Annotated in this window: 18 protein-coding genes, 1 tRNA gene and 2 pseudogenes; 17 read left to right on the top strand and 4 right to left on the bottom strand. The window is 61.8% G+C overall.

Annotated features, from left to right (window positions below):
* The 13 genes and pseudogenes from FJ434_RS28995 to FJ434_RS28935 all read left to right on the top strand — a co-directional run.
* A pseudogene (locus FJ434_RS28995) lies at positions 1-84 on the top strand (elongation factor Tu); the annotation flags it as partial.
* Positions 85-245: 161 nt separating this feature from the next.
* Positions 246-1,907, top strand: a complete 1,662-nt coding sequence (locus tag FJ434_RS28990) for a hypothetical protein (RefSeq protein WP_140711501.1) — start codon at positions 246-248, stop codon at positions 1,905-1,907.
* A gap of 93 nt (positions 1,908-2,000) precedes the next feature.
* On the top strand, positions 2,001-2,483 hold the full coding sequence (locus FJ434_RS28985) for a group II truncated hemoglobin (RefSeq protein ID WP_140711502.1): 483 nt from the start codon (positions 2,001-2,003) through the stop codon (positions 2,481-2,483).
* Between the two features lie 239 nt (positions 2,484-2,722).
* Positions 2,723-2,798: transfer RNA gene (locus tag FJ434_RS28980), tRNA-Trp, on the top strand.
* 357 nt (positions 2,799-3,155) lie between these two features.
* Positions 3,156-3,359: a preprotein translocase subunit SecE gene (gene secE / locus FJ434_RS28975; RefSeq protein ID WP_027146633.1), complete on the top strand. Its 204-nt coding sequence runs from the start codon at positions 3,156-3,158 to the stop codon at positions 3,357-3,359.
* Positions 3,360-3,386: 27 nt separating this feature from the next.
* Entirely contained in the window at positions 3,387-3,914 is a 528-nt protein-coding gene (gene nusG / locus FJ434_RS28970; protein WP_015317996.1) for a transcription termination/antitermination protein NusG, read from the top strand.
* A 175-nt stretch (positions 3,915-4,089) separates the two neighbouring features.
* Complete coding sequence (gene rplK, locus FJ434_RS28965) at positions 4,090-4,518, top strand: 50S ribosomal protein L11 (protein WP_010909262.1); 429 nt, start codon at positions 4,090-4,092, stop codon at positions 4,516-4,518.
* 4 nt (positions 4,519-4,522) lie between these two features.
* On the top strand, positions 4,523-5,221 hold the full coding sequence (gene rplA, locus FJ434_RS28960) for a 50S ribosomal protein L1 (RefSeq protein ID WP_027146632.1): 699 nt from the start codon (positions 4,523-4,525) through the stop codon (positions 5,219-5,221).
* Positions 5,222-5,632: 411 nt separating this feature from the next.
* Positions 5,633-6,151 (top strand): 50S ribosomal protein L10, encoded by a 519-nt coding sequence (gene rplJ / locus FJ434_RS28955; RefSeq protein ID WP_027146631.1) that lies wholly within the window; start codon positions 5,633-5,635, stop codon positions 6,149-6,151.
* A gap of 54 nt (positions 6,152-6,205) precedes the next feature.
* Positions 6,206-6,583 carry a 50S ribosomal protein L7/L12 gene (gene rplL / locus FJ434_RS28950; protein WP_140752948.1) on the top strand — a complete coding sequence of 126 codons (378 nt, stop codon included), beginning with the start codon at positions 6,206-6,208 and terminating at the stop codon, positions 6,581-6,583.
* Between the two features lie 264 nt (positions 6,584-6,847).
* Positions 6,848-10,984, top strand: coding sequence for a DNA-directed RNA polymerase subunit beta (gene rpoB / locus FJ434_RS28945; protein ID WP_027146629.1), 4,137 nt, complete (start codon positions 6,848-6,850; stop codon positions 10,982-10,984).
* A 130-nt stretch (positions 10,985-11,114) separates the two neighbouring features.
* Positions 11,115-15,311 carry a DNA-directed RNA polymerase subunit beta' gene (gene rpoC / locus FJ434_RS28940; RefSeq protein WP_027146628.1) on the top strand — a complete coding sequence of 1,399 codons (4,197 nt, stop codon included), beginning with the start codon at positions 11,115-11,117 and terminating at the stop codon, positions 15,309-15,311.
* 80 nt (positions 15,312-15,391) lie between these two features.
* Positions 15,392-16,057 (top strand): O-methyltransferase, encoded by a 666-nt coding sequence (locus tag FJ434_RS28935; RefSeq protein WP_140752949.1) that lies wholly within the window; start codon positions 15,392-15,394, stop codon positions 16,055-16,057.
* 104 nt (positions 16,058-16,161) lie between these two features.
* Here FJ434_RS28935 and FJ434_RS28930 read toward each other — a convergent pair whose 3' ends face one another.
* The 4 genes from FJ434_RS28930 to FJ434_RS28910 form a co-directional block, all read right to left on the bottom strand.
* On the bottom strand, positions 16,162-16,374 hold the full coding sequence (locus FJ434_RS28930) for a helix-turn-helix transcriptional regulator (RefSeq protein WP_140752950.1): 213 nt from the start codon (positions 16,372-16,374) through the stop codon (positions 16,162-16,164).
* Between the two features lie 10 nt (positions 16,375-16,384).
* A complete protein-coding gene (locus FJ434_RS28925; RefSeq protein ID WP_246678429.1) occupies positions 16,385-16,561 on the bottom strand; it encodes a hypothetical protein in 177 nt (58 codons plus the stop codon).
* Between the two features lie 332 nt (positions 16,562-16,893).
* Complete coding sequence (locus FJ434_RS28915) at positions 16,894-17,817, bottom strand: Gfo/Idh/MocA family oxidoreductase (protein ID WP_181166172.1); 924 nt, start codon at positions 17,815-17,817, stop codon at positions 16,894-16,896.
* A gap of 144 nt (positions 17,818-17,961) precedes the next feature.
* Positions 17,962-18,243, bottom strand: a complete 282-nt coding sequence (locus FJ434_RS28910) for a transcriptional regulator (protein ID WP_127277968.1) — start codon at positions 18,241-18,243, stop codon at positions 17,962-17,964.
* Positions 18,244-18,708: 465 nt separating this feature from the next.
* On the opposite strand from FJ434_RS28910, the gene rpsL reads away from it, so the two are divergent.
* The 4 genes and pseudogenes from rpsL to FJ434_RS28890 form a co-directional block, all read left to right on the top strand.
* Positions 18,709-19,080, top strand: a complete 372-nt coding sequence (gene rpsL, locus FJ434_RS28905; protein WP_006333356.1) for a 30S ribosomal protein S12 — start codon at positions 18,709-18,711, stop codon at positions 19,078-19,080.
* Between the two features lie 73 nt (positions 19,081-19,153).
* Complete coding sequence (gene rpsG / locus FJ434_RS28900; RefSeq protein ID WP_008875664.1) at positions 19,154-19,624, top strand: 30S ribosomal protein S7; 471 nt, start codon at positions 19,154-19,156, stop codon at positions 19,622-19,624.
* Between the two features lie 29 nt (positions 19,625-19,653).
* Complete coding sequence (gene fusA / locus FJ434_RS28895) at positions 19,654-21,744, top strand: elongation factor G (protein ID WP_027146624.1); 2,091 nt, start codon at positions 19,654-19,656, stop codon at positions 21,742-21,744.
* Positions 21,745-21,811: 67 nt separating this feature from the next.
* Positions 21,812-21,888 (top strand): annotated as a pseudogene (locus FJ434_RS28890) (elongation factor Tu); the annotation flags it as partial.

The following is a 21,888-nucleotide window of genomic DNA, read 5'->3' as shown; positions in this document are numbered from 1 at the left end:
GCCATGGAAGAGAAGCTGCGCTTCGCCATCCGTGAAGGCGGCCGCACCGTCGGTGCCGGCATCGTCGTCACCATCAAGGAATAATCGAGACCGGCTCTGCCGGATCGAGGAAAGGGCGGTCTTCGGGCCGCCCTTTTTCGTTTACTTGCGCTTGGCAGCGCAAGTATTGCCAGGGTCGGTTCAAACCTGTTGCAAGCGCCATGGCTGCAACTAGTATAGGTTGCACTGAGGGAGCTTTGCCAACAGTGGTTCCAAGGCGCTGTTTTGATGGGAAGGCATGGCGGTTGTGGGCACTGGTTTGCCTCGTCGTCGTTATGCTGCTGCCTGTTCTGACAGCGCGAGCGGAGGATGGGCCTCCCGACATCCCGCCCATGCGCTTCGTCGTCGTGCGCAGCAACGCTCCGGGATGCGAACCCAACTGTCCTGAGTGGATATCGGCGGACGGCACCATCGCCGCGGGCACGCCGGCGCTCCTCAAACGCACGCTCAAGGCGCTCAAGGGAAGGCAATTGCCGGTGGTCGTCAATTCGCCTGGCGGTAATGTCGATGCGGCGCTGGCACTTGGCCGGATGATCCGCAAGAACAAGCTCGATGTGGCCGTCGGCGTGACGGTTTTTTCCGGTGGTCAGCCGGAAATTGAGAACTACAAGAGCAACAAGGGCAACAAGGGCAAGAGCGCCGACTATTTCGGGATAGTCCATGACGACGGAGCCATGTGCAATTCGGCCTGTCCGCTGATGTTTTCCGGCGGTGTCCGCCGCGTGATCGGAGATTTCGGCTATCTCGGCGTCCACCAGATCACCACCATATATCACCGGGAGAAACTGCTCTACCGGACCACGTACCGGATCGTGAACGGCAAGAAGAAGATCATCAGCACCAAGGTGGTCAGCCGTAAAAGCGCAGGCAGCTACAAAACCTACGAGATGAGCAGGGCCGTCGAGAAGACGCTTTCGGCGTACCTGAGGGAAATGGGGATAGGCGACGGCGTGCTGGAAATCATGAAGGCTACGCCGGCCAGCGAGATTCGTCAGATTCCGCTCGACGCCATGTTGACGATGAAGCTGGTCACGAGCCGGGACGCAGTGGATGTGTTGACCACGGCAAGCCTCTGCGGGCTTGGCCAGCCGGCCACGAACTGCCGGGAAATAGCTGGATCTGCAAACAAGACGACGCCGTCGGCCACCCTCAAGCCCATGATTGCCGTACCGGTTCAACCGGACGCCGCGAAGGCCGGCGGGGACATGCGCTTTGTCGTGGTTCGCGGCAGCAATCCACTGTGCAACCCCGATTGTCCGGAATGGATATCGGCGGAAGGTGCGATCACCGGCCAGACGCCGCAGAAGCTGCGGCAGTTGCTGGCCACGCTTGGCAATCGGCGACTGCCTATCGTCATCAGTTCACGCGGAGGCGACCTGTCCAGCGCTCTCGCAATGGGACGACTTGTCCATGAAAGAAAGCTCGACATAGCCGTTGCCCGGACAGATTTCGTCGACTGCGACCCCGGCGTGTGGAATTGCCTCGCCACCGAAGGAGCCTATGCCGGATTGAGCATCGATGCGGGGGCGGAGTGCGATTCTGCCTGTGCGCTCGTGTTTGCCGGCGGCGCCAGACGGCTTGTCGGTCCCCGGGCGCGGCTCAGCCTGTATCCGATGGGACAGAAGCTGGTGGTCAAGGCGTATCTCGACGAAATGGCGATCGGTCCTGCTCTGTTCGCCGCGGTCGAGCGACGCTCGGCCAAGGGGCAACTTGACGCAGACATGATGCGCAGGGTTGGACTGACAACGGGACCGCAATCGGTCGACGCGTTGACCGGCTCCACGATTTGCAAGGCCGTTGCCAAGCCCGACAATTGCCGAGGCCTGCCAGCCGCCAATGCACAGGCCGACGCACCTGCCAGGCTGTAGAGCACGGCGCCGTCGAAACTGCCCATCGAGGCAGGTTGAGCCATATCCGATTTCCGCTATCGTCGCGGCCGCGGGGCCGGCGAAGGATCAAGAATGAGCCAGGACGTTCCGACACTCTACGAATGGGCCGGCGGCGCCGAGGCGCTGAACCGGCTGACGCAAACCTTCTATGACAAGGTGGCACAAGACCCGGTCGTTGGCCCGGTGTTCAAACATATGTCGCCGGATCACCCCGCCCATGTCGCCGCCTTCATCGGCGAGGTCTTCGGCGGACCGAAAACCTACAGCCAAAACTTTGGCGGCCATCGCGAAATGGTCATGCATCATCTGGGCAAGCATTTGACCGAGGAGCAGCGCCGCCGCTGGATCAATCTTCTCGCCGACGCGGCGGATGAGGTTGGTTTGCCGGACGATCCCGAATTCCGTTCCGCCTTCATGGGCTACATCGAATGGGGATCGCGGCTGGCCAAGATGAATTCCAATCTCGGCGAGACCTGCGATCCCGAGACCGAACCGATGCCCGCCTGGGGCTGGGGCGTGCCCGGCGGGCCGTACCGGGTGCCGGACGAAAAATAGCTACCGGTTGCCGGGGAGGTGGATGACCGGTGCCGCAGATGCCAAGGTCGTGCGCCGGCGCGAGTGGGATGGAACGGGCTTCGAACATCTTGTGCCACGGGGGGCAGGCGGGGCGGTTTCTGGCTGAGTTGCCGACTATCCCGATTTCTGGCGCAGGGTTAAGGCATGTTTGCTTGCAAACCGCTCTTTACAGAGCGTGCGGAAGCTTTTAGGAAGCGCCTGCGCCGAGGCGCACGTGTACGGGCATAGCTCAGTTGGTAGAGCGGCGGTCTCCAAAACCGCAGGTCGTAGGTTCGAGCCCTGCTGCCCGTGCCATTTTCCAAGATGGCATCACAACGATTTTGCAGGCGGCCTTTGAAAATCGGTGACCCGCTTGCCATATTGGGCTCATTGGGGCATAAAGGTGCCATAGCCGGAACGGAACGACTGGATGGTTCCGAGGCGGCGTTTGGTCATAAAGCGGACACTTGCCACTTGCGTGGATCAAGAATCGGTTTTATGTAGACGAAACAGACACGCGACGCGTGAAGCTGGGAAGCCGGCTTTACGCGTCTGATTTGCATGGGCGAAATGATTGCGCTGATTCGGCGCGAGATTGGGCTCAGGCGGCACGTCCCGGCCAGCGGGATCATCCAGGGGACCCGGCCAACGGGTCTTGAAGACAGGCGGCATATGGCTTCGAAAACCACAAATCCTTTCGTCTTTCTCCAGCAGGTGCGCGCGGAGACAGCCAAGGTGACTTGGCCGTCGCGCCGCGAGACGATGATCTCGACGATCATGGTCCTGGCCTTCGCTGTGATCGCGATGATCTTCTTCTTCACCGCCGATCAGCTCATGGGCCTCGCGGTCGAGCAGATTCTGGGCATTGGACGCTAAGTCCGGCGATTAGGAGAAGTCGTAAAAATGGCTACGCGCTGGTACATCGTCCACGCCTATTCGAACTTCGAGAAGAAGGTCGCCGAGGACATCGAGAACAAGGCCAAGCAGAAGGGTCTGTCCGCCGATATCGAGCAGATCGTGGTGCCGACCGAGAAGGTCGTCGAGGTTCGTCGCGGCCGTAAGGTCGACGCCGAGCGCAAGTTCTTCCCGGGCTACGTGCTCTTGAAGGCTAATTTGACCGACGCCGTGTTCTCGCTGGTCAAGAACACGCCGAAGGTCACCGGTTTCCTCGGCGACTCCAAGCCGGTGCCGATCACCGAGGCCGAAGCGCAGCGCATCCTGAACCAGGTGCAGGAAGGCGTCGAGCGGCCGAAGCCCTCGGTCACCTTCGAGATCGGCGAGGCGATCCGCGTTTCGGATGGTCCCTTCGCGTCGTTCAACGGTTTCGTCCAGGAAGTGGACGAGGAGCGGGCGCGGCTCAAGGTGGAAGTTTCGATCTTCGGGCGCGCCGTGCCTGTCGATCTGGAATTCGGGCAGGTCGAAAAGGGCTGATCCGAAATCCCTGATGCCGGTCTGGCGATCAGGTGAGGCGGTGCGGCAACGCGCGGCCTTGAGAACGGTGGGAGGCGAAGGCGGCTTTAGCCGGCCGCAAGAACCGCACCACCAGACTGCAACCGCCGGTGTTTCCCAGATCGTGGGGCCGGCATAGACAAAGGCAGGAAAAGAGATGGCTAAGAAAATTGCAGGCCAGCTCAAGCTCCAGGTCTCCGCGGGATCGGCTACGCCGTCGCCCCCGATCGGCCCGGCGCTTGGTCAGCGCGGCATCAACATCATGGAGTTCTGCAAAGCGTTCAACGCGCAGACCCAGGAAATGGAAAAGGGATCGCCGGTTCCGGTCGTCATCACCTATTACCAGGACAAGTCGTTCACCTTCGTCATGAAGACGCCGCCGGTGAGCTACTTCCTGAAGAAGGCCGCGAACCTGAAGTCGGGCTCGAAGGAGCCGGGCAAGGTCAAGGCTGGCACCGTTTCGCGCGACAAGGTTCGCGAAATTGCGACCGCCAAGATGAAGGATCTGAACGCGAACGACGTCGAAGCGGCCATGCGTATGGTCGAGGGCTCGGCCCGCTCGATGGGTCTGGAAGTGGTGGGCTAAGATCATGGCAAAGATTGCAAAGCGTGTATCGAAGACCCGTGAAGGCATCGATCCCAACAAGGCTTACGCGCTCGGTGATGCGCTGAAGTTGCTCAAGGATCGCTCCTCGGTCAAGTTCGATGAGACCGTCGAAGTCGCCATGAACCTCGGCGTCGACCCGCGTCACGCGGACCAGATGGTCCGCGGCGTGGTCAATCTGCCGAACGGCACCGGCCGCTCGGTCCGTGTTGCCGTGTTCGCCCGTGGCGACAAGGCTGAAGAGGCCAAGGCCGCCGGTGCCGACATCGTCGGTGCCGAGGATCTGGTCGACATCGTCCAGAAGGGCACGATCGATTTCGATCGCTGCATTGCCACGCCGGACATGATGCCGCTCGTCGGCCGTCTCGGTAAGGTGCTCGGCCCGCGCGGCATGATGCCGAACCCGAAGGTCGGCACCGTCACCACCGACGTTGCCGCGGCCGTCAAGGCATCGAAAGGCGGCGCTGTCGAGTTCCGCGTCGAAAAGGCCGGCATCGTTCATGCCGGCGTCGGCAAAGTCTCGTTCGACGTCAAGGCGCTGGAAGAGAACATCCGTGCCTTCGCCGATGCGGTGACCAAGGCAAAGCCGACCGGCGCCAAGGGCAACTACGTCAAGAAGGTGTCTGTCACCTCGACGATGGGCCCAGGCCTCAAGCTCGACGTCTCGACGCTCGCCGCGTCATGATTGGACCATTTGGATCGGCCTCTCGAAGGCCGGTCCGTGACTGAATTCCGGGCCTTGGATTGATCCTGGGCCCGGTACCGGAAGCCGGAAGGCTTCCGGACATCCTGTCCGAGATTGCGGGCGGCCCGAACCTTGATTCAAGAGGAGGGCCTTAATTCATGTGGGCCTGCATGAGACGGGTGAAAACCGGACAACGGAGCAACAAGCTCCAATGAAAGGTTCGAACCGTGTTTGCCTTTTGTCTGCGCATCGCCGGCTTGGCCGTCGATGTGGCGAAAGGGGGCAGGATCCTCGAGCGTCGTTCGGGAGATCCGTTACTGGATGGCCCGGCCGGCAAAAGGCAACCCGACGCCTGTCCTCGAAAATGGGAATGTTCCCATTAACGGGACTGGGGTCAACTGGAGATAGGCAGTGGACAGAGCGGAAAAACGCGAACTCGTCACGGGCCTGAATGATGCGTTTTCGGGCGCAGGTTCAGTCGTCGTGGCCCACTATGCCGGTATCACCGTCGCGCAAATGAACGACCTTCGGTCGAAAATGCGCGCCGCCGGTGGCACCGTTAAAGTCGCGAAGAACCGTCTCGCCAAAATCGCTCTTCAGGGCACGGACTCCGCATCGATCATCGACCTGTTCAAGGGACAGACGCTGATCGCCTATTCGGAGGATCCGATTGCGGCGCCGAAGGTCGCGTCCGATTTCGCCAAGGGGAATGACAAGCTCGTCATCCTCGGCGGCGCAATGGGCACCACCTCGCTCAACGCCGACGGTGTGAAGGCACTCGCCACACTTCCGTCGCTCGATGAGCTGCGCGCCAGGCTGGTTGGCATGATCGCCACGCCGGCAACCCGGATCGCCCAGATCGTCAATGCGCCAGCGGCCTCGGTCGCGCGCGTCATCGGCGCTTACGCCCGGAAGGACGAGGCGGCATGAGGCCGTTCCTCGCTATCAAAAACACACGTTCGAACCTAACGAAGGAACACAACAATGGCTGATCTGGCAAAGATCGTAGACGACCTTTCGAAGCTGACCGTCCTCGAGGCGGCTGAGCTGTCGAAGCTTCTGGAAGAAAAGTGGGGCGTTTCGGCTGCTGCTCCGGTGGCGGTTGCCGCTGCTGGCGGTGCTGCCGCTGCTGCTGCTCCGGTCGAGGAAAAGACGGAATTCGACGTCGTTCTCACCGAGGCCGGCGCTCAGAAGATCAACGTCATCAAGGAAGTCCGCGCCATCACCGGTCTTGGCCTCAAGGAAGCCAAGGACCTGGTCGAAGCGGCTCCGAAGCCGGTCAAGGAAGGCGTTTCCAAGGCCGACGCTGACAAGTTCAAGGCCCAGCTGGAAGCAGCCGGCGCCAAGGTCGAGCTGAAGTAAGCGTAAAAAGCGGCGGGCGGCCTCGCGCCGTCCGCCACTCCCTTGGGTGACCAGGGAGGCTGCGTGACGCGAGATGTACGAAAACCTCTTTCCTGAGGGCCGAAACCGGCCTTCAGGAAACGGGTTTTCTCCCGTTTTAGCCGGTAGCCGCCAAGCAATTGGAAAGGCGGCCGGAGAACAGACAGAGAGCCGCCGGCCAGGTGGCTCAGTATGCAAGGCGAACCGCGGCGAGGTTCGTCCCGAGTTTAGAGCTAAGGAGCGACGATGGCCCAGACCCAGACTTTCAATGGCCGCAGACGCGTACGCAAATTTTTCGGAAAGATCCCGGAAGTTGCGGAGATGCCGAACCTCATCGAGGTCCAGAAGGCGTCCTATGACCAGTTCCTGATGGTGGACGAGCCCAAGGGCGGACGTCCCGACGAAGGGCTGCAGGCTGTTTTCAAGTCGGTCTTCCCGATCTCCGATTTTTCCGGCTCCTCCATGCTGGAGTTCGTGAAGTACGAGTTCGAAGGACCGAAATTCGACGTTGACGAATGCCGTCAGCGCGATCTGACCTATGCCGCGCCGCTGAAGGTGACGCTGCGCCTCATCGTGTTCGATATCGACGAGGATACCGGTGCCAAGTCGATCAAGGACATCAAGGAGCAGGACGTCTACATGGGCGACATGCCGCTCATGACGCTCAACGGCACCTTCATCGTCAACGGCACCGAGCGCGTCATCGTCTCGCAGATGCACCGCTCGCCGGGCGTCTTCTTCGACCATGACAAGGGCAAGTCGCACTCGTCGGGCAAGCTTCTGTTTGCCGCCCGCGTCATCCCCTACCGTGGCTCGTGGCTCGACATCGAGTTCGATTCCAAGGACGTCGTGCACGCCCGCATCGACCGCCGCCGCAAGATCCCCGTGACTTCGCTGCTGATGGCGCTCGGCATGGACGGCGAGGAGATCCTGTCGACGTTCTATAACAAGATCACCTATAAGCGCGCCGGCGACCATTGGCGCATTCCGTTCAACGTCGAGCGTTTCCGCGGCCTCAAGGCCGTCGGCGACCTGGTCGACGCCGACACCGGCGAGATCGTCGTCGAGGCGGGCAAGAAGATCACCGCCCGCCAGGCACGTCAGCTCGGCGAGAAGGGTCTCAAGGCGATCAAGGCGACCGACGAGGATCTGCTCGGCAACTACCTTGCCGAGGACATCGTCAACTATGCCACCGGCGAGATTTTCCTCGAGGCCGGCGACGAGATCGACGACAAGACGCTCAAGGTGCTGCTCGGCACCGGCGAGCAGGAGATCCAGGTCCTCGACATCGACCATGTCAATGTCGGCGCCTATATCCGCAACACGCTCGCCGTCGACAAGAACGAGAGCCGCCAGGACGCGCTGTTCGACATCTACCGTGTCATGCGCCCGGGCGAGCCGCCGACGCTCGAGACCGCCGAAGCCATGTTCAACTCGCTGTTCTTCGACAGCGAGCGCTACGACCTGTCTGCCGTCGGCCGTGTCAAGATGAACATGCGTCTCGAGCTCAAGGCCGAGGACACCGTGCGCGTGCTGCGCAAGGACGACATCCTGGCCGTGGTCAGGACGCTGGTCGAACTGCGTGACGGCAAGGGCGAGATCGACGACATCGACAATCTCGGCAACCGCCGCGTGCGTTCGGTCGGCGAGCTGATGGAGAACCAGTACCGCGTCGGCCTGCTTCGCATGGAGCGCGCCATAAAGGAACGCATGTCCTCGATCGAGATCGACACGGTCATGCCGCAGGACCTGATCAACGCCAAGCCGGCGGCAGCCGCCGTGCGCGAGTTCTTCGGTTCCTCGCAGCTGTCGCAGTTCATGGACCAGACCAATCCGCTGTCGGAGATCACCCACAAGCGTCGCCTGTCGGCGCTTGGACCGGGCGGCCTGACCCGCGAGCGCGCCGGCTTCGAAGTGCGCGACGTGCACCCGACGCATTACGGCCGCATCTGCCCGATCGAGACGCCGGAAGGCCCGAATATCGGTCTGATCAACTCGCTGGCGACCTTTGCGCGCGTCAACAAGTACGGCTTCATCGAAAGCCCGTACCGCAAGATCGTCGACGGCAAGCTGACCAATGACGTCGTCTATCTCTCGGCGATGGAAGAGGCCAAGCACCACGTCGCGCAGGCCAACGCCGAGCTCGACAAGAACGGCGGCTTCGTCGACGAGTTCGTCATTTGCCGCAGCGCCGGCGAAGTGATGATGGCGCCGCGCGAAAACGTCGACCTGATGGACGTGTCGCCCAAGCAGATGGTGTCCGTTGCCGCGGCGCTCATCCCGTTCCTCGAGAACGACGACGCCAACCGCGCTCTGATGGGCTCGAACATGCAGCGTCAGGCCGTGCCGCTGGTGCGCGCCGAGGCGCCGTTCGTCGGCACAGGCATGGAGCCGATCGTCGCCCGTGACTCAGGTGCCGCCATCGGCGCCCGTCGTGGCGGCATCGTCGACCAGGTGGACGCGACGCGTATCGTTATCCGCGCCACCGAGGATCTCGACCCGGGCAAGTCCGGCGTCGACATCTACCGGCTGATGAAGTTCCAGCGTTCGAACCAGAACACCTGCATCAACCAGCGTCCGCTGGTGCGTATGGGCGACCGGGTCAACAAGGGCGACATCATCGCCGACGGTCCGTCGACCGAGCTCGGTGATCTGGCGCTCGGCCGCAACGTGCTGGTCGCGTTCATGCCGTGGAACGGCTACAACTACGAGGACTCGATCCTGCTCTCCGAGCGGATCGTGGCCGACGACGTCTTCACCTCGATCCACATCGAGGAATTCGAGGTCATGGCCCGCGACACCAAGCTCGGTCCGGAGGAAATCACGCGCGATATTCCCAACGTCTCGGAAGAAGCGCTGAAGAACCTGGACGAAGCCGGCATCGTCTATATCGGTGCGGAAGTTCAGCCTGGCGATATCCTGGTCGGCAAGATCACGCCGAAGGGTGAAAGCCCGATGACGCCGGAAGAGAAGCTTCTGCGCGCCATCTTCGGTGAAAAGGCTTCCGACGTGCGCGACACTTCGATGCGCATGCCTCCGGGCACCTTCGGCACCGTCGTCGAGGTGCGCGTGTTCAACCGCCACGGTGTGGAGAAGGACGAGCGCGCCATGGCGATCGAGCGCGAGGAGATCGAACGCCTCGCCAAGGACCGTGACGACGAGCAGGCGATCCTGGATCGCAACGTCTATGCGCGTCTTTCCGACGTTCTCGTCGGCAAGGAAGCGATCGCTGGACCGAAGGGCTTCAAGAAGGGCTCTACGCTGTCCAAGGACACGCTCGACGAGTATCCGCGTTCGCAGTGGTGGCAGTTCGCGGTGGAGAACGAAAAGCTCCAGAGCGAACTGGAAGCCCTGCGTGGCCAGTACGACGATTCCAAGAAGGCGCTTGAGCAACGCTTCATGGACAAGGTCGAGAAGGTGCAGCGCGGCGACGAAATGCCTCCGGGCGTCATGAAGATGGTCAAGGTCTTCGTGGCGGTGAAGCGCAAGATGCAGCCCGGCGACAAGATGGCCGGCCGTCACGGCAACAAGGGTGTCGTGTCGCGCATCGTTCCGGTCGAGGACATGCCTTTCCTCGAGGACGGCACGCATGCCGATATCGTGCTCAACCCGCTGGGTGTGCCGAGCCGCATGAATGTCGGCCAGATTCTGGAAACGCATCTGGGCTGGGCTTGTGCCGGCATGGGCAGGAAGATCGGCGAGCTGATCGACACGTATAAGGCTGCCGGCGATATCAAGCCGCTGCGCAAGACGTTGGAAAGCTTCATGCCGGCCAACGACCGCAACGAGCCGGTCCGCGAGTATGATGACGAGAGCATCGTTCGCCTCAGCGAGCAGATGCGCCGCGGCGTCTCCATCGCGACCCCGGTGTTCGACGGCGCGCATGAGGCTGACATCAACATCATGCTGGAGCAGGCGGGCCTGCATACCAGCGGTCAGTCGCAGCTCTATGACGGCCGCACCGGCGAGCCGTTCGATCGCAAGGTGACGATGGGCTATATCTACATGCTCAAGCTTCACCACCTGGTGGACGACAAGATCCACGCGCGTTCGATCGGCCCGTACTCGCTCGTCACCCAGCAGCCGCTGGGCGGCAAGGCGCAGTTCGGTGGCCAGCGCTTCGGCGAAATGGAGGTCTGGGCGCTGGAAGCCTACGGCGCCGCCTACACGCTGCAGGAAATGCTGACGGTGAAGTCGGATGACGTCGCCGGCCGCACCAAGGTCTACGAGGCGATCGTGCGTGGCGACGACACGTTCGAGGCAGGCATTCCCGAGAGCTTCAACGTGCTCGTCAAGGAAATGCGGTCGCTTGGCCTCAATGTCGAGCTGGAGAACACCAAGCTCGACGAAGCTCCGGTTCGACTGCCGGACGCAGCCGAGTAACGGCTACGGCGCGTCGCGGAATGCCGCGGCGCGTCCACGAAATTCGACGGCCGGTGGGCCGACCACTCAGCGGGCATTCGGCCCGCGTTAGATGCAAGGGGTTTTCGAGGACCCCGAAAAGGAGAACGGCATGAACCAAGAGGTCATGAATCTCTTCAATCCGCAGGCGCCTGCGCAGGTGTTCGATTCCATCCGGATTTCGCTTGCCAGCCCTGAGAAGATTCTGTCCTGGTCGTTCGGCGAGATCAAGAAGCCGGAGACCATCAACTACCGCACCTTCAAGCCGGAGCGTGACGGTCTGTTCTGCGCGCGCATTTTTGGCCCGATCAAGGACTACGAATGCCTGTGCGGCAAGTACAAGCGCATGAAGTACAAGGGCGTCATCTGCGAGAAGTGCGGCGTCGAAGTCACACTGTCGCGCGTTCGCCGCGAGCGCATGGGCCATATCGAGCTGGCGGCACCCGTCGCCCATATCTGGTTCCTGAAGTCGCTGCCCTCGCGCATCGGCACGCTGCTCGACATGACGCTGAAGGACATCGAGCGCGTCCTCTACTTCGAGAACTACATCGTCACCGAGCCTGGCCTCACCGCGCTGAAGGAGCACCAGCTGCTCAGCGAGGAAGAGTACATGATCGCCGTCGACGAGTATGGCGAGGATTCGTTCACCGCCATGATCGGCGCCGAGGCCATTCATGACCTTCTGGCCGGCATGGACCTGGAGAAGATCGCCGGCGACCTGCGGTCGGAATTGGCTTCGACCACGTCCGAGCTGAAGCAGAAGAAGTATCTGAAGCGGCTCAAGGTCGTCGAGAACTTCATGGAATCCGGCAACCGTCCGGAATGGATGATCATGAAGGTCGTTCCGGTGATCCCGCCGGACCTGCGCCCGCTGGTTCCCCTGGATGGTGGACGCTTCGCGACGTCCGACCTGAACGATCTCTATCGCCGCGTCATCAACCGCAACAACCGCCTGAAGCGGCTGATCGAGCTGCGGGCGCCGGGCATCATCGTGCGCAATGAAAAGCGCATGCTGCAGGAAGCCGTCGATGCGCTGTTCGACAACGGCCGTCGCGGCCGCGTCATCACCGGCGCCAACAAGCGTCCGCTGAAGTCGCTGTCCGACATGCTCAAGGGCAAGCAGGGCCGGTTCCGTCAGAACCTGCTCGGCAAGCGCGTCGACTATTCCGGCCGTTCGGTCATTGTCACCGGTCCGGAGCTCAAGCTGCATCAGTGCGGCCTCCCGAAGAAGATGGCGCTCGAACTGTTCAAGCCCTTCATCTACGCCCGTCTCGACGCCAAGGGTTACTCCTCGACGGTCAAGCAGGCGAAGAAGCTGGTCGAGAAGGAGCGTCCGGAAGTCTGGGATATCCTCGACGAGGTGATCCGCGAGCATCCGGTTCTCTTGAACCGCGCGCCGACGCTGCATCGCCTCGGCATCCAGGCGTTCGAGCCGATCCTGATCGAAGGCAAGGCGATCCAGCTTCACCCGCTGGTCTGCACGGCCTTCAACGCCGACTTCGACGGCGACCAGATGGCCGTTCACGTGCCGCTGTCGCTTGAAGCGCAGTTGGAAGCCCGCGTGCTGATGATGTCGACCAACAACATCCTGCACCCGGCCTCCGGCGCGCCGATCATCGTGCCGTCGCAGGACATGGTTCTGGGTCTCTACTACCTCTCGATCGTCAACCAGAACGAGCCGGGCGAGGGCATGGTGTTTGCCGATATGGGCGAACTCCAGCACGCGCTCGAGACCAAGGCCGTGACCTTGCACGCCAAGATCAAGGGCCGCTTCCGCACGGTCGACGCCGAAGGCAAGGTCGTGTCGAAGATCCATGACACCACGCCCGGCCGCATGATCATCGGCGAGCTTTTGCCGAAGAACGTCAATGTGCCTTACGAGACCGCCAACCAGGAGATGACCAAGAAGAACATCTCCAAGATGATCGACACCGTCTACCGCCATTGCGGTCAGAAGGAGACGGTCATTTTCTGCGATCGCATCATGGCGCTCGGCTTTGCTCATGCGTGCCGTGCCGGCATCTCGTTCGGCAAGGACGACATGCTGATCCCGGACACCAAGATCAAGCTGGTGTCGGACACCGAGGCCTTGGCCAAAGAGTACGAGCAGCAGTACAATGACGGCCTGATCACGCAGGGCGAAAAGTACAACAAGGTCGTCGACGCCTGGGCCAAGTGCTCGGAAAAGGTCGCCGACGAAATGATGGCCCGCATCAAGGCGGTCGAGTTCGAAGACAATGGCCGTCAGAAGCCGATGAACTCGATCTACATGATGTCGCACTCCGGGGCGCGTGGCTCGCCCACCCAGATGCGCCAGCTTGCCGGCATGCGCGGCCTGATGGCCAAGCCGTCGGGTGAAATCATCGAGACGCCGATCATCTCGAACTTCAAGGAAGGCCTGACCGTGCTCGAGTACTTCAACTCGACCCACGGCGCCCGCAAGGGTCTGGCCGACACCGCCTTGAAGACGGCGAACTCGGGTTACCTCACCCGTCGTCTGGTCGACGTGGCGCAGGACTGCATCGTCAACTCCGTGGATTGCGGCACCGACAAGGGCCTCACCATGCAGCCGATCGTCGATGCCGGTCAGGTTGTCGCTTCGGTCGGCCAGCGCGTGCTGGGCCGTACATCGCTCGACGATATCACCCATCCGGTGTCGGGCGAGGTTCTGGTCAAGGCCGGAACGCTCATGGACGAACGTGACGTCGAGCAGATCGAAAAGGCCGGCGTGCAGTCGGTCCGCATCCGCTCGGCCCTGACCTGTGAGGTCAGGATCGGCGTCTGCGCGGTCTGCTACGGACGCGATCTGGCCCGCGGCACCCCGGTCAACCAGGGTGAAGCCGTCGGCGTCATCGCGGCGCAGTCGATCGGCGAGCCGGGCACGCAGCTCACCATGCGCACCTTCCACATGGGCGGTACCGCGCAGGTGGTGGACAGCTCGTTCCTTGAAGCCTCCTATGAGGGCAAGGTCGAGATCCGCAACCGCAACGTGGTGCGCAACTCGGACGGCCAGCAGATGGTCATGGGCCGCAACATGGCGGTGCTGATCCTCGACGAAGCCGGCAAGGAGCGCGCGACGCACCGTGTCACCTATGGTTCACGCATCTTCGTGGACGATGGCGACAAGGTGAAGCGCGGTCAGCGTATCGCCGAGTGGGATCCCTATACCCGTCCTGTCCTCACTGAAATCGAGGGCAAGGTGTCGTATGAGGATCTGGTCGACGGCATTTCCGTTCAGGAAACGGCCGACGAGTCGACCGGCATCACCAAGCGTGAGGTCATCGACTGGCGGTCGACGCCGCGCGGCAACGACCTCAAGCCTGCGATTGCCATCCTGGACTCCAAGGGCAAGGTCGGCAAGCTGTCGAAGGGTGGCGATGCCCGCTTCCTGCTCTCGGTCGAGGCCATTCTCTCGGTCGAGCCGGGTTCCCAGGTTCGCCCCGGCGACGTCCTGGCGCGTATCCCGATGGAAAGCGCCAAGACCAAGGACATCACCGGCGGTCTGCCGCGTGTCGCCGAACTGTTCGAGGCACGTCGTCCGAAGGATCACGCCATCATCGCCGAGATCGATGGCACGATCCGCTTCGGCCGCGACTACAAGAACAAGCGCCGCATCATCATCGAGCCGCACGACTCGACGCTTGAGCCGGTCGAGTACCTGATTCCGAAGGGCAAGCCGTTCCATCTCCAGGACGGCGACGTCATCGAGAAGGGCGACTACATCCTCGACGGCAATCCGGCGCCGCACGACATCCTGGCGATCAAGGGCGTGGAGGCACTTGCTTCCTACCTCGTCAACGAGATCCAGGAAGTCTACCGCCTGCAGGGCGTGTCGATCAACGACAAGCACATCGAGGTGATCGTTCGCCAGATGCTGCAGAAGGTCGAGATCACGGTGCAGGGCGACTCGACCTACATCCCGGGCGATCATGTCGACGTGATCGAACTGGAAGAGGTCAACGAGCGTCTGGTCGAGGACGGCAAGAAGCCGGCCGAGGGCCAGCCGGTGCTGCTCGGCATCACCAAGGCATCGCTGCAGACGCCGTCCTTCATCTCGGCCGCCTCCTTCCAGGAGACGACCAGGGTGCTGACGGAAGCCGCGGTTGCCGGCAAGACCGACATGCTGCAGGGCTTGAAGGAAAACGTCATCGTCGGCCGGCTGATCCCGGCCGGTACCGGCGGCACGATGAGCCAGATCCGGCGCATCGCCACCTCGCGCGACGAACTCATCATCGACGAGCGCCGCAAGGCCTCCGGTGTGGAAGTCGCCGAGCCGATGCTGGCGGACATGACAACCGCCGCGCAGTAAGCGAGGCGGCAAAAATCTCAGGCAACAGAAGCCGTCGGGGCAACCCGGCGGCTTTTTCATTTCTATACGGAGGAAAACAGATGAGCACGAAGATCTGGACGGCTGTCGATAACTACATCGTCTCCTCGCTCTTCGAGGCGGATCCCGTTCTCGACGCGGTTCTGGCGGCCAACCGCGACAACGGCCTGCCGGCGATCGACGTCTCGGCGGCGCAAGGAAAACTGCTCTCGCTGCTGGTGCGCATCAGCGGCGCGAAGAAGGTGCTCGAGATCGGCACGCTGGGCGGCTATTCGACCATCTGGATGGCGCGGGGATTGCCCGCCGACGGCAAGGTCGTGACGCTCGAACTCGATCCGCACCATGCCAGCGTCGCGCGTTCGAATTTCGTGCGGGCAGCAGTTGCGGACCGTGTGGAATTGCGCGTCGGCCCGGCGCTCCAGTCGCTTGCAGCACTGGGTGGCGAGAACGCCGGTCCGTTCGACCTCATCTTCATCGATGCCGACAAGCCGAACAACCCGAACTATCTGTCCTGGGCCTTGCAGCTGTCGCGCTCCGGAACGGTCATCATCTGCGACAACGTCATCCGTGACGGCGCCGTGCTGGATGAGGATGGTCGCGATGCCAATGTCGAAGGCGCACGCGCGGCGTTTTCCTTCATCGGCGGCGACAAACGGCTGGACGGCACCGCCATCCAGACCGTGGGCGCCAAGGGCTATGACGGCTTTGCCATCGCGATCGCCGACTGAACTGACGGCTGAGACTGCGTCGCCAAAACCATGCGGGAACCGGCAGAGGTCGGCAAGAGTCTGAGGCATGGAAGCCGTCGGGGCAGTCCGGCGGCTCTTTTCGCTTATTCGGACTGCGTCTCGAAGCGAAGTAGGTCTCCGGGTTGACACTCGAGGTAGCTGCAGATTCGTTCAAGCGTGTCGAAACGGATGCCTTTCACCTTTCCCTGTTTCAGCAGGGAAAGGTTGGCCTCCGTGATGCCGACATGTTCGGCGAGGTCCTTCGACTTCACGTTTCGTTCGGCGAGGACGACATTGAGCCTGACTTTGATCGGCATGCACGGATCCTCAAACGAACTGCTGGTTTTCTTCGGCCAGCGCCGTCGCCTCGGCCATCACCCAGGCAATTACCGCAATGGTGCCGGCGGCCAACAGCATCAGGACCGTGTCGCTGCCGAAGCTCAGGGTCAGCCGGTGCTGGCCGGCGGGTGCATCAAGGGTCAACAATACGGACATCGCTGCCATCGAAAATGGCTTGAGCAATGCGGATGCAAGTAGGCCAAGGGCAAAGTCGAGCGCCCAATTTGCGATAAGAAATTATCGTTCTACAATAATTAATTTATGCACAATGATGATCCTTGTCAACGCCCTCTCAACAGGAGAACCCATGCCTTCGTTCGCTACGCGCCGCGCCTGAAGCGGGTGCGCCCCGTCAGACCAGTTGGTCGCGGACGCCGGCGACGCCACTGATCGTCGCCGATATGGTCAAGCGTGCCGGCTGCCGGGCCAAGGACTGATCCACCGGATATTGTCGCGCGGTCATTTGACCGCGCGACGTGCGGGGTGCCACGATCAGATCAGTCGAAAAACGCTTCCACTACATTGCGCTTGCCCAGCATGAACGCGTCGGCCACGTGCTGGAGCGGCGCCAGGTCCACATCCGATACGCCGGCGTGCACGATCTCGGCAAAACGCCGGTAGAGCATCGGATATTCCGCTTCCGGCTCCTGGTGTACGACACTGCCGTCGACGGCGAGCTTCGAGCCGCCACCCGAGAGCACCATCTGTCCAGCATCCGTGTCGGCCAGGATGTCCCAGCTCTGCGGTCCAGTCTGCAACCAGTCGAGGTCCATCGTCACATCAGATCCGTTCGCCGCGCGGAAGGCGACCTGCGCCGCGATTGGTGCATCACGGTTCTCGGGAAAATCGAGCACGGCCGAAGTGATGTACATGGCCGGCAGGATGTAGGTTGCGATCGACAGCGCGTTGATACCGGGATCGAAGACGCCGAAGCCGCCAGGCTGCCAGATCCAGTCCTGATTCGGATGCCAGCGCCGTACATCTTCCTTCCAGACGATCGCCGCCGATTTGATTTTGGTCGAAGCCAGGAATGTCCGTGCGGCTTCCACCGCCGGCGCGTATCGCGAGTGCCAGCTGGCGAACAAAGAGACGCCTTGTTTCGTCGCGAACGCCTTCAGGTCCTCGACTTCGCTGACCGTGGCACCCGGAGGCTTTTCCAGGAAGACGTGCTTTCCGGCCTCGAGCGCCTTGCGCGCGGCGTCATAGCGGAACTGCGGTGGCATGCACAGTGACACAGCGTCGAGTTCGGGAACCGCGCCAAGCATCGTCTCAATATCAGGGTAATTCGCGATGCCGTCGACCTTGCCGTGCCGGCTGGCCGCCGCGATCAGCTGGTAGTCCCGATCCTTGGCCAGTGCCGGAAGGTGTTGGTCGCGGACGATCTTGCCGACGCCGACAATGCCGATTCTTATGGGCGAGATGGATGAGGACATGAGGCTCCGCCGGGTTTGGACGACTGCGCGTCTCTTAGCAGATCGGACATGACGGGCAAGCACCGGCCATGCCAGTTATCCGAACGAATCGGCACTGCGGCGCAGGGCAGGTGAGGGGCATCACGCTTGTGATCAGATCGGAACGTCGAAGGTCACGATCGACACTTCGCCTTCGAGCGCGCCCTGAAAGGCCGAAAGATGCGGCTCATCGTCGGGCTCGCCCTCCATGTCGCCGATCTGGTCGAGTTCGGCTTCGGCATAGCCTTCCGCCGCGAGCGATTCGAGCGCGCGGCGCACCGCCGAATCGTCATCGGGCGCCACCAGCATGACATGCACGCCTTCCGGCTTGCCGCCTTTCTTCTTCCACACCCGGCCGGTGATGATGGTGACCGGGCGTTCTTCATTGTCGTTCACGGGCCGATTCCTCCGCGGCGAGGGATTGTCAGTGTTCATGCGGCCTTTTTCGCATGAAGCAAGGCCCCGCAACAGCCAAAGGCCGGTCACTTTCTTCCTCGCCCTTGCAAAACGGCGAAAGAAAATTACTTGCGGTTTTCGCATGGCTGCCAAGCCCCGCCTTCAATGCAATATTTGCCACTGCGGGCTTGACGGTTCGCGGGCTTACGAGTAGAAGCCGCCCAGTCAGAACCGATGTGAGGCTCTTGCTTCCGAAGCGACACGCTTTGGAGTTTGCCTCAAACAGGGTTCGTTTTACGAGCGAAAAGACATCTCCGGCGTGCACGAAGCGGTTTCCGCTTCCTCTGCGATTTGTTCGGGCAAGACCGCAAGGCGCGGTTTGTGGCCCGAATTTGCGTATGGAAATGACGCTTTGAGCGAGCCTTGACCGGCACGAGACACGGAATTGAGAGACAAGAGGGTTTAATGCCTACCGTCAACCAGCTGATCCGCAAGCCGCGCATTGCGCCGGTGAAGCGCAACAAGGTCCCGGCCATGCAGCAGAACCCGCAGAAGCGGGGCGTCTGCACGCGCGTCTATACGACGACGCCGAAGAAGCCGAACTCGGCGCTGCGCAAGGTGGCCAAGATCCGCCTGACCAATGGTTTTGAAGTGATCGGTTACATCCCCGGCGAAGGTCACAACCTTCAGGAACACTCCGTGGTCATGATCCGCGGCGGCCGCGTCAAGGATCTTCCGGGCGTGCGCTATCACATCATCCGCGGCGTGCTCGACACGCAGGGCGTGAAGAACCGCAAGCAGCGCCGTTCGAAGTACGGCGCCAAGCGTCCGAAGTAAGGGGCGTCCGAAGTAAGGTTTTCCGGCCTTGTCGCTTTCCGGCGCAAGGCTACGAGATTGAGAGACAAAAGCCATGTCGCGTCGTCACAGTGCAGAAAAGCGTGAGATCAACCCGGATCCCAAGTTCGGTGATCTGATCGTCACCAAGTTCATGAACGCCGTCATGTATGACGGCAAGAAGTCGGTCGCCGAGACCATCGTCTATGGCGCGCTGGACCAGGTCCAGTCGAAGACCAAGCAGGAGCCGGTCACCGTCTTCCACCAGGCGCTCGACAATGTCGCGCCGCATGTGGAAGTGCGTTCGCGTCGCGTCGGCGGCGCCACCTACCAGGTTCCGGTCGACGTGCGCCCCGAGCGCCGCCAGGCGCTGGCGATCCGCTGGCTGATTGCCGCGGCCCGCAACCGCAACGAGACCACCATGGTCGACCGCCTCTCCGGCGAGCTGATGGACGCGGCCAACAACCGCGGCACTGCCGTGAAGAAGCGTGAAGACACCCACAAGATGGCTGAAGCCAACCGCGCTTTCGCACACTACCGCTGGTAAAGCGCGAACAGGACTGAGAGGCAGCTACGATGGCCCGCGAATACAAAATCGAAGACTACCGCAATTTCGGTATCATGGCGCATATTGACGCCGGCAAGACGACGACTACCGAGCGCGTCCTCTATTACACGGGCAAGTCGCACAAGATCGGCGAAGTGCACGACGGCGCTGCCACCATGGACTGGATGGAGCAGGAGCAGGAGCGCGGCATCACCATCACGTCCGCTGCGACCACGACCTTCTGGAAGGCTCGTGACGGCAAGATGCACCGCTTCAACATCATCGACACCCCTGGACACGTCGACTTCACCATCGAGGTCGAGCGTTCGCTGCGTGTGCTCGACGGAGCCATTGCGTTGCTCGATGCCAACGCCGGTGTCGAGCCGCAGACGGAAACCGTCTGGCGTCAGGCCGATAAGTACCGCGTGCCGCGCATGATCTTCTGCAACAAGATGGACAAGATCGGCGCGGACTTCTACCGCTCGGTCGAGATGATCGGCTCGCGCCTCGGTGCGCAGGCTGTCGTCATGCAGCTGCCGATCGGCGCCGAGACCGAATTCAAGGGCGTCGTCGACCTCGTCGAGATGAACGCGCTTGTCTGGCGCGATGAAACCCTGGGTGCTGCCTGGGACGTCGTCGAGATCCCGGCCGACCTCAAGGCGCGTGCCGAGGAATATCGCGAGAAGATGATCGAAGCCGCCGTCGAAATGGACGAGACGGCGCTCGAGAACTACCTCGAAGGCAAGATGCCGTCGAATGACGAGATCCGTTCGCTGATCCGCAAGGGCACGATCGCGGTCAAGTTCTACCCGATGTTCTGCGGCTCGGCCTTCAAGAACAAGGGTGTGCAGCCGCTGCTCGACGCCGTTGTCGAATACCTGCCGTCGCCGGCCGACGTTCCGGCCATCAAGGGTGTCGATGCCAAGACCGACGCCGAGATCGAGCGTCATGCGGACGACAACGAGCCGCTGTCGATGCTCGCCTTCAAGATCATGAACGACCCGTTCGTCGGTTCGCTGACCTTTGCCCGCATCTATTCGGGCAAGCTCACCAAGGGCGTCTCTGTCGACAACACCGTGAAAGGCAAGAAGGAGCGCATCGGCCGCATGCTGCAGATGCATGCGAATTCGCGCGCCGACGTCGAAGAGGCTTTCGCCGGCGACATCGTCGCCCTGGCCGGCCTCAAGGACACCACCACCGGCGACACGTTGTGCGATCCGTTGCACCCGGTGATCCTCGAGCGCATGGAATTCCCCGATCCGGTTATCCAGATCGCCATCGAGCCGAAGACCAAGAACGACCAGGAAAAGATGGGGCTCGCCCTTCATCGCCTGGCTGCCGAGGACCCGTCCTTCCGCGTCAAGACGGACGAGGAAAGCGGCCAGACCATCATCTCCGGCATGGGCGAACTGCACCTCGACATCATCGTCGACCGCATGCGTCGCGAGTTCAAGGTCGAAGCCAATGTCGGCGCGCCGCAGGTGGCTTATCGCGAGACGATCACCCGCAAGCACGAGCAGGACTACACGCACAAGAAGCAGACCGGCGGTACCGGCCAGTTCGCGCGCGTTAAGGTTGTGTTCGAGCCGAATTCCGAGAGCGAGGACTTCGTATTCGAGTCCAAGATCGTCGGCGGCGCGGTGCCGAAGGAATACATTCCGGGCGTTGAAAAGGGCATCCAGAGCGTCATGGGCGCTGGTCCGTTCGCCGGCTTCCCGATGATCGGCGTCAGGGCAACGCTCATCGACGGCGCCTACCACGATGTCGACTCCTCGGTTCTTGCCTTCGAAATCGCGTCCCGGGCTTGCTTCCGTGAAGCTGCTCCCAAGCTTGGCGTGCAGTTGCTCGAGCCGATCATGAAGGTCGAGGTGGTGACGCCGGAAGATTACGTCGGCAGCGTCATCGGTGACTTGAACGGCCGTCGCGGCCAGATCCAGGGCCAGGAAGCGCGCGGCGTGGCCGTCGTCATCAACGCGATGGTGCCGCTCGCCAACATGTTCAAGTACGTCGACAACCTGCGCTCGATGAGCCAGGGCCGCGCGGCTTACACGATGCAGTTCGATCACTATGAGCCGGTCCCGACCGCGGTCGCTCAGGAAGTCCAGAAGAAATACGCGTAACTCGAAAGAGCTGCCGCGGTAACGCAATTCAAAGCCCGCATGGGCGAGCAGGAAATGGAGACATCACATGGCAAAAGGTAAATTCGAGCGCACTAAGCCTCATGTGAACATCGGCACGATTGGTCACGTCGACCATGGCAAGAC

Origin of the sequence: Mesorhizobium sp. B2-5-13, from assembly GCF_006440535.1 — a bacterium.
Classification (GTDB): Bacteria; Pseudomonadota; Alphaproteobacteria; order Rhizobiales; family Rhizobiaceae; genus Mesorhizobium; species Mesorhizobium salmacidum.
The sequence above is the reverse complement of the archived record's forward strand: the minus strand, read 5'-3'. Positions and strand labels throughout refer to the sequence as shown.

Bases quoted from the DNA above. Each gene is read 5' to 3' on its own strand.
- rplL (WP_140752948.1), top strand. From the start codon at position 6,206: ATGGCTGATCTGGCAAAGATCGTAGACGACCTTTCGAAGCTGACCGTC.
- rplA (WP_027146632.1), top strand. From the start codon at position 4,523: ATGGCAAAGATTGCAAAGCGTGTATCGAAGACCCGTGAAGGCATCGAT.
- FJ434_RS28925 (WP_246678429.1), bottom strand. From the start codon at position 16,561: ATGGCAGCGATGTCCGTATTGTTGACCCTTGATGCACCCGCCGGCCAG.
- rplK (WP_010909262.1), top strand. From the start codon at position 4,090: ATGGCTAAGAAAATTGCAGGCCAGCTCAAGCTCCAGGTCTCCGCGGGA.
- rpsL (WP_006333356.1), top strand. From the start codon at position 18,709: ATGCCTACCGTCAACCAGCTGATCCGCAAGCCGCGCATTGCGCCGGTG.
- rpoB (WP_027146629.1), top strand. From the start codon at position 6,848: ATGGCCCAGACCCAGACTTTCAATGGCCGCAGACGCGTACGCAAATTT.
- rpoC (WP_027146628.1), top strand. From the start codon at position 11,115: ATGAACCAAGAGGTCATGAATCTCTTCAATCCGCAGGCGCCTGCGCAG.
- secE (WP_027146633.1), top strand. From the start codon at position 3,156: ATGGCTTCGAAAACCACAAATCCTTTCGTCTTTCTCCAGCAGGTGCGC.
- FJ434_RS28935 (WP_140752949.1), top strand. From the start codon at position 15,392: ATGAGCACGAAGATCTGGACGGCTGTCGATAACTACATCGTCTCCTCG.
- fusA (WP_027146624.1), top strand. From the start codon at position 19,654: ATGGCCCGCGAATACAAAATCGAAGACTACCGCAATTTCGGTATCATG.
- nusG (WP_015317996.1), top strand. From the start codon at position 3,387: ATGGCTACGCGCTGGTACATCGTCCACGCCTATTCGAACTTCGAGAAG.
- FJ434_RS28930 (WP_140752950.1), bottom strand. From the start codon at position 16,374: ATGCCGATCAAAGTCAGGCTCAATGTCGTCCTCGCCGAACGAAACGTG.
- rpsG (WP_008875664.1), top strand. From the start codon at position 19,154: ATGTCGCGTCGTCACAGTGCAGAAAAGCGTGAGATCAACCCGGATCCC.
- FJ434_RS28985 (WP_140711502.1), top strand. From the start codon at position 2,001: ATGAGCCAGGACGTTCCGACACTCTACGAATGGGCCGGCGGCGCCGAG.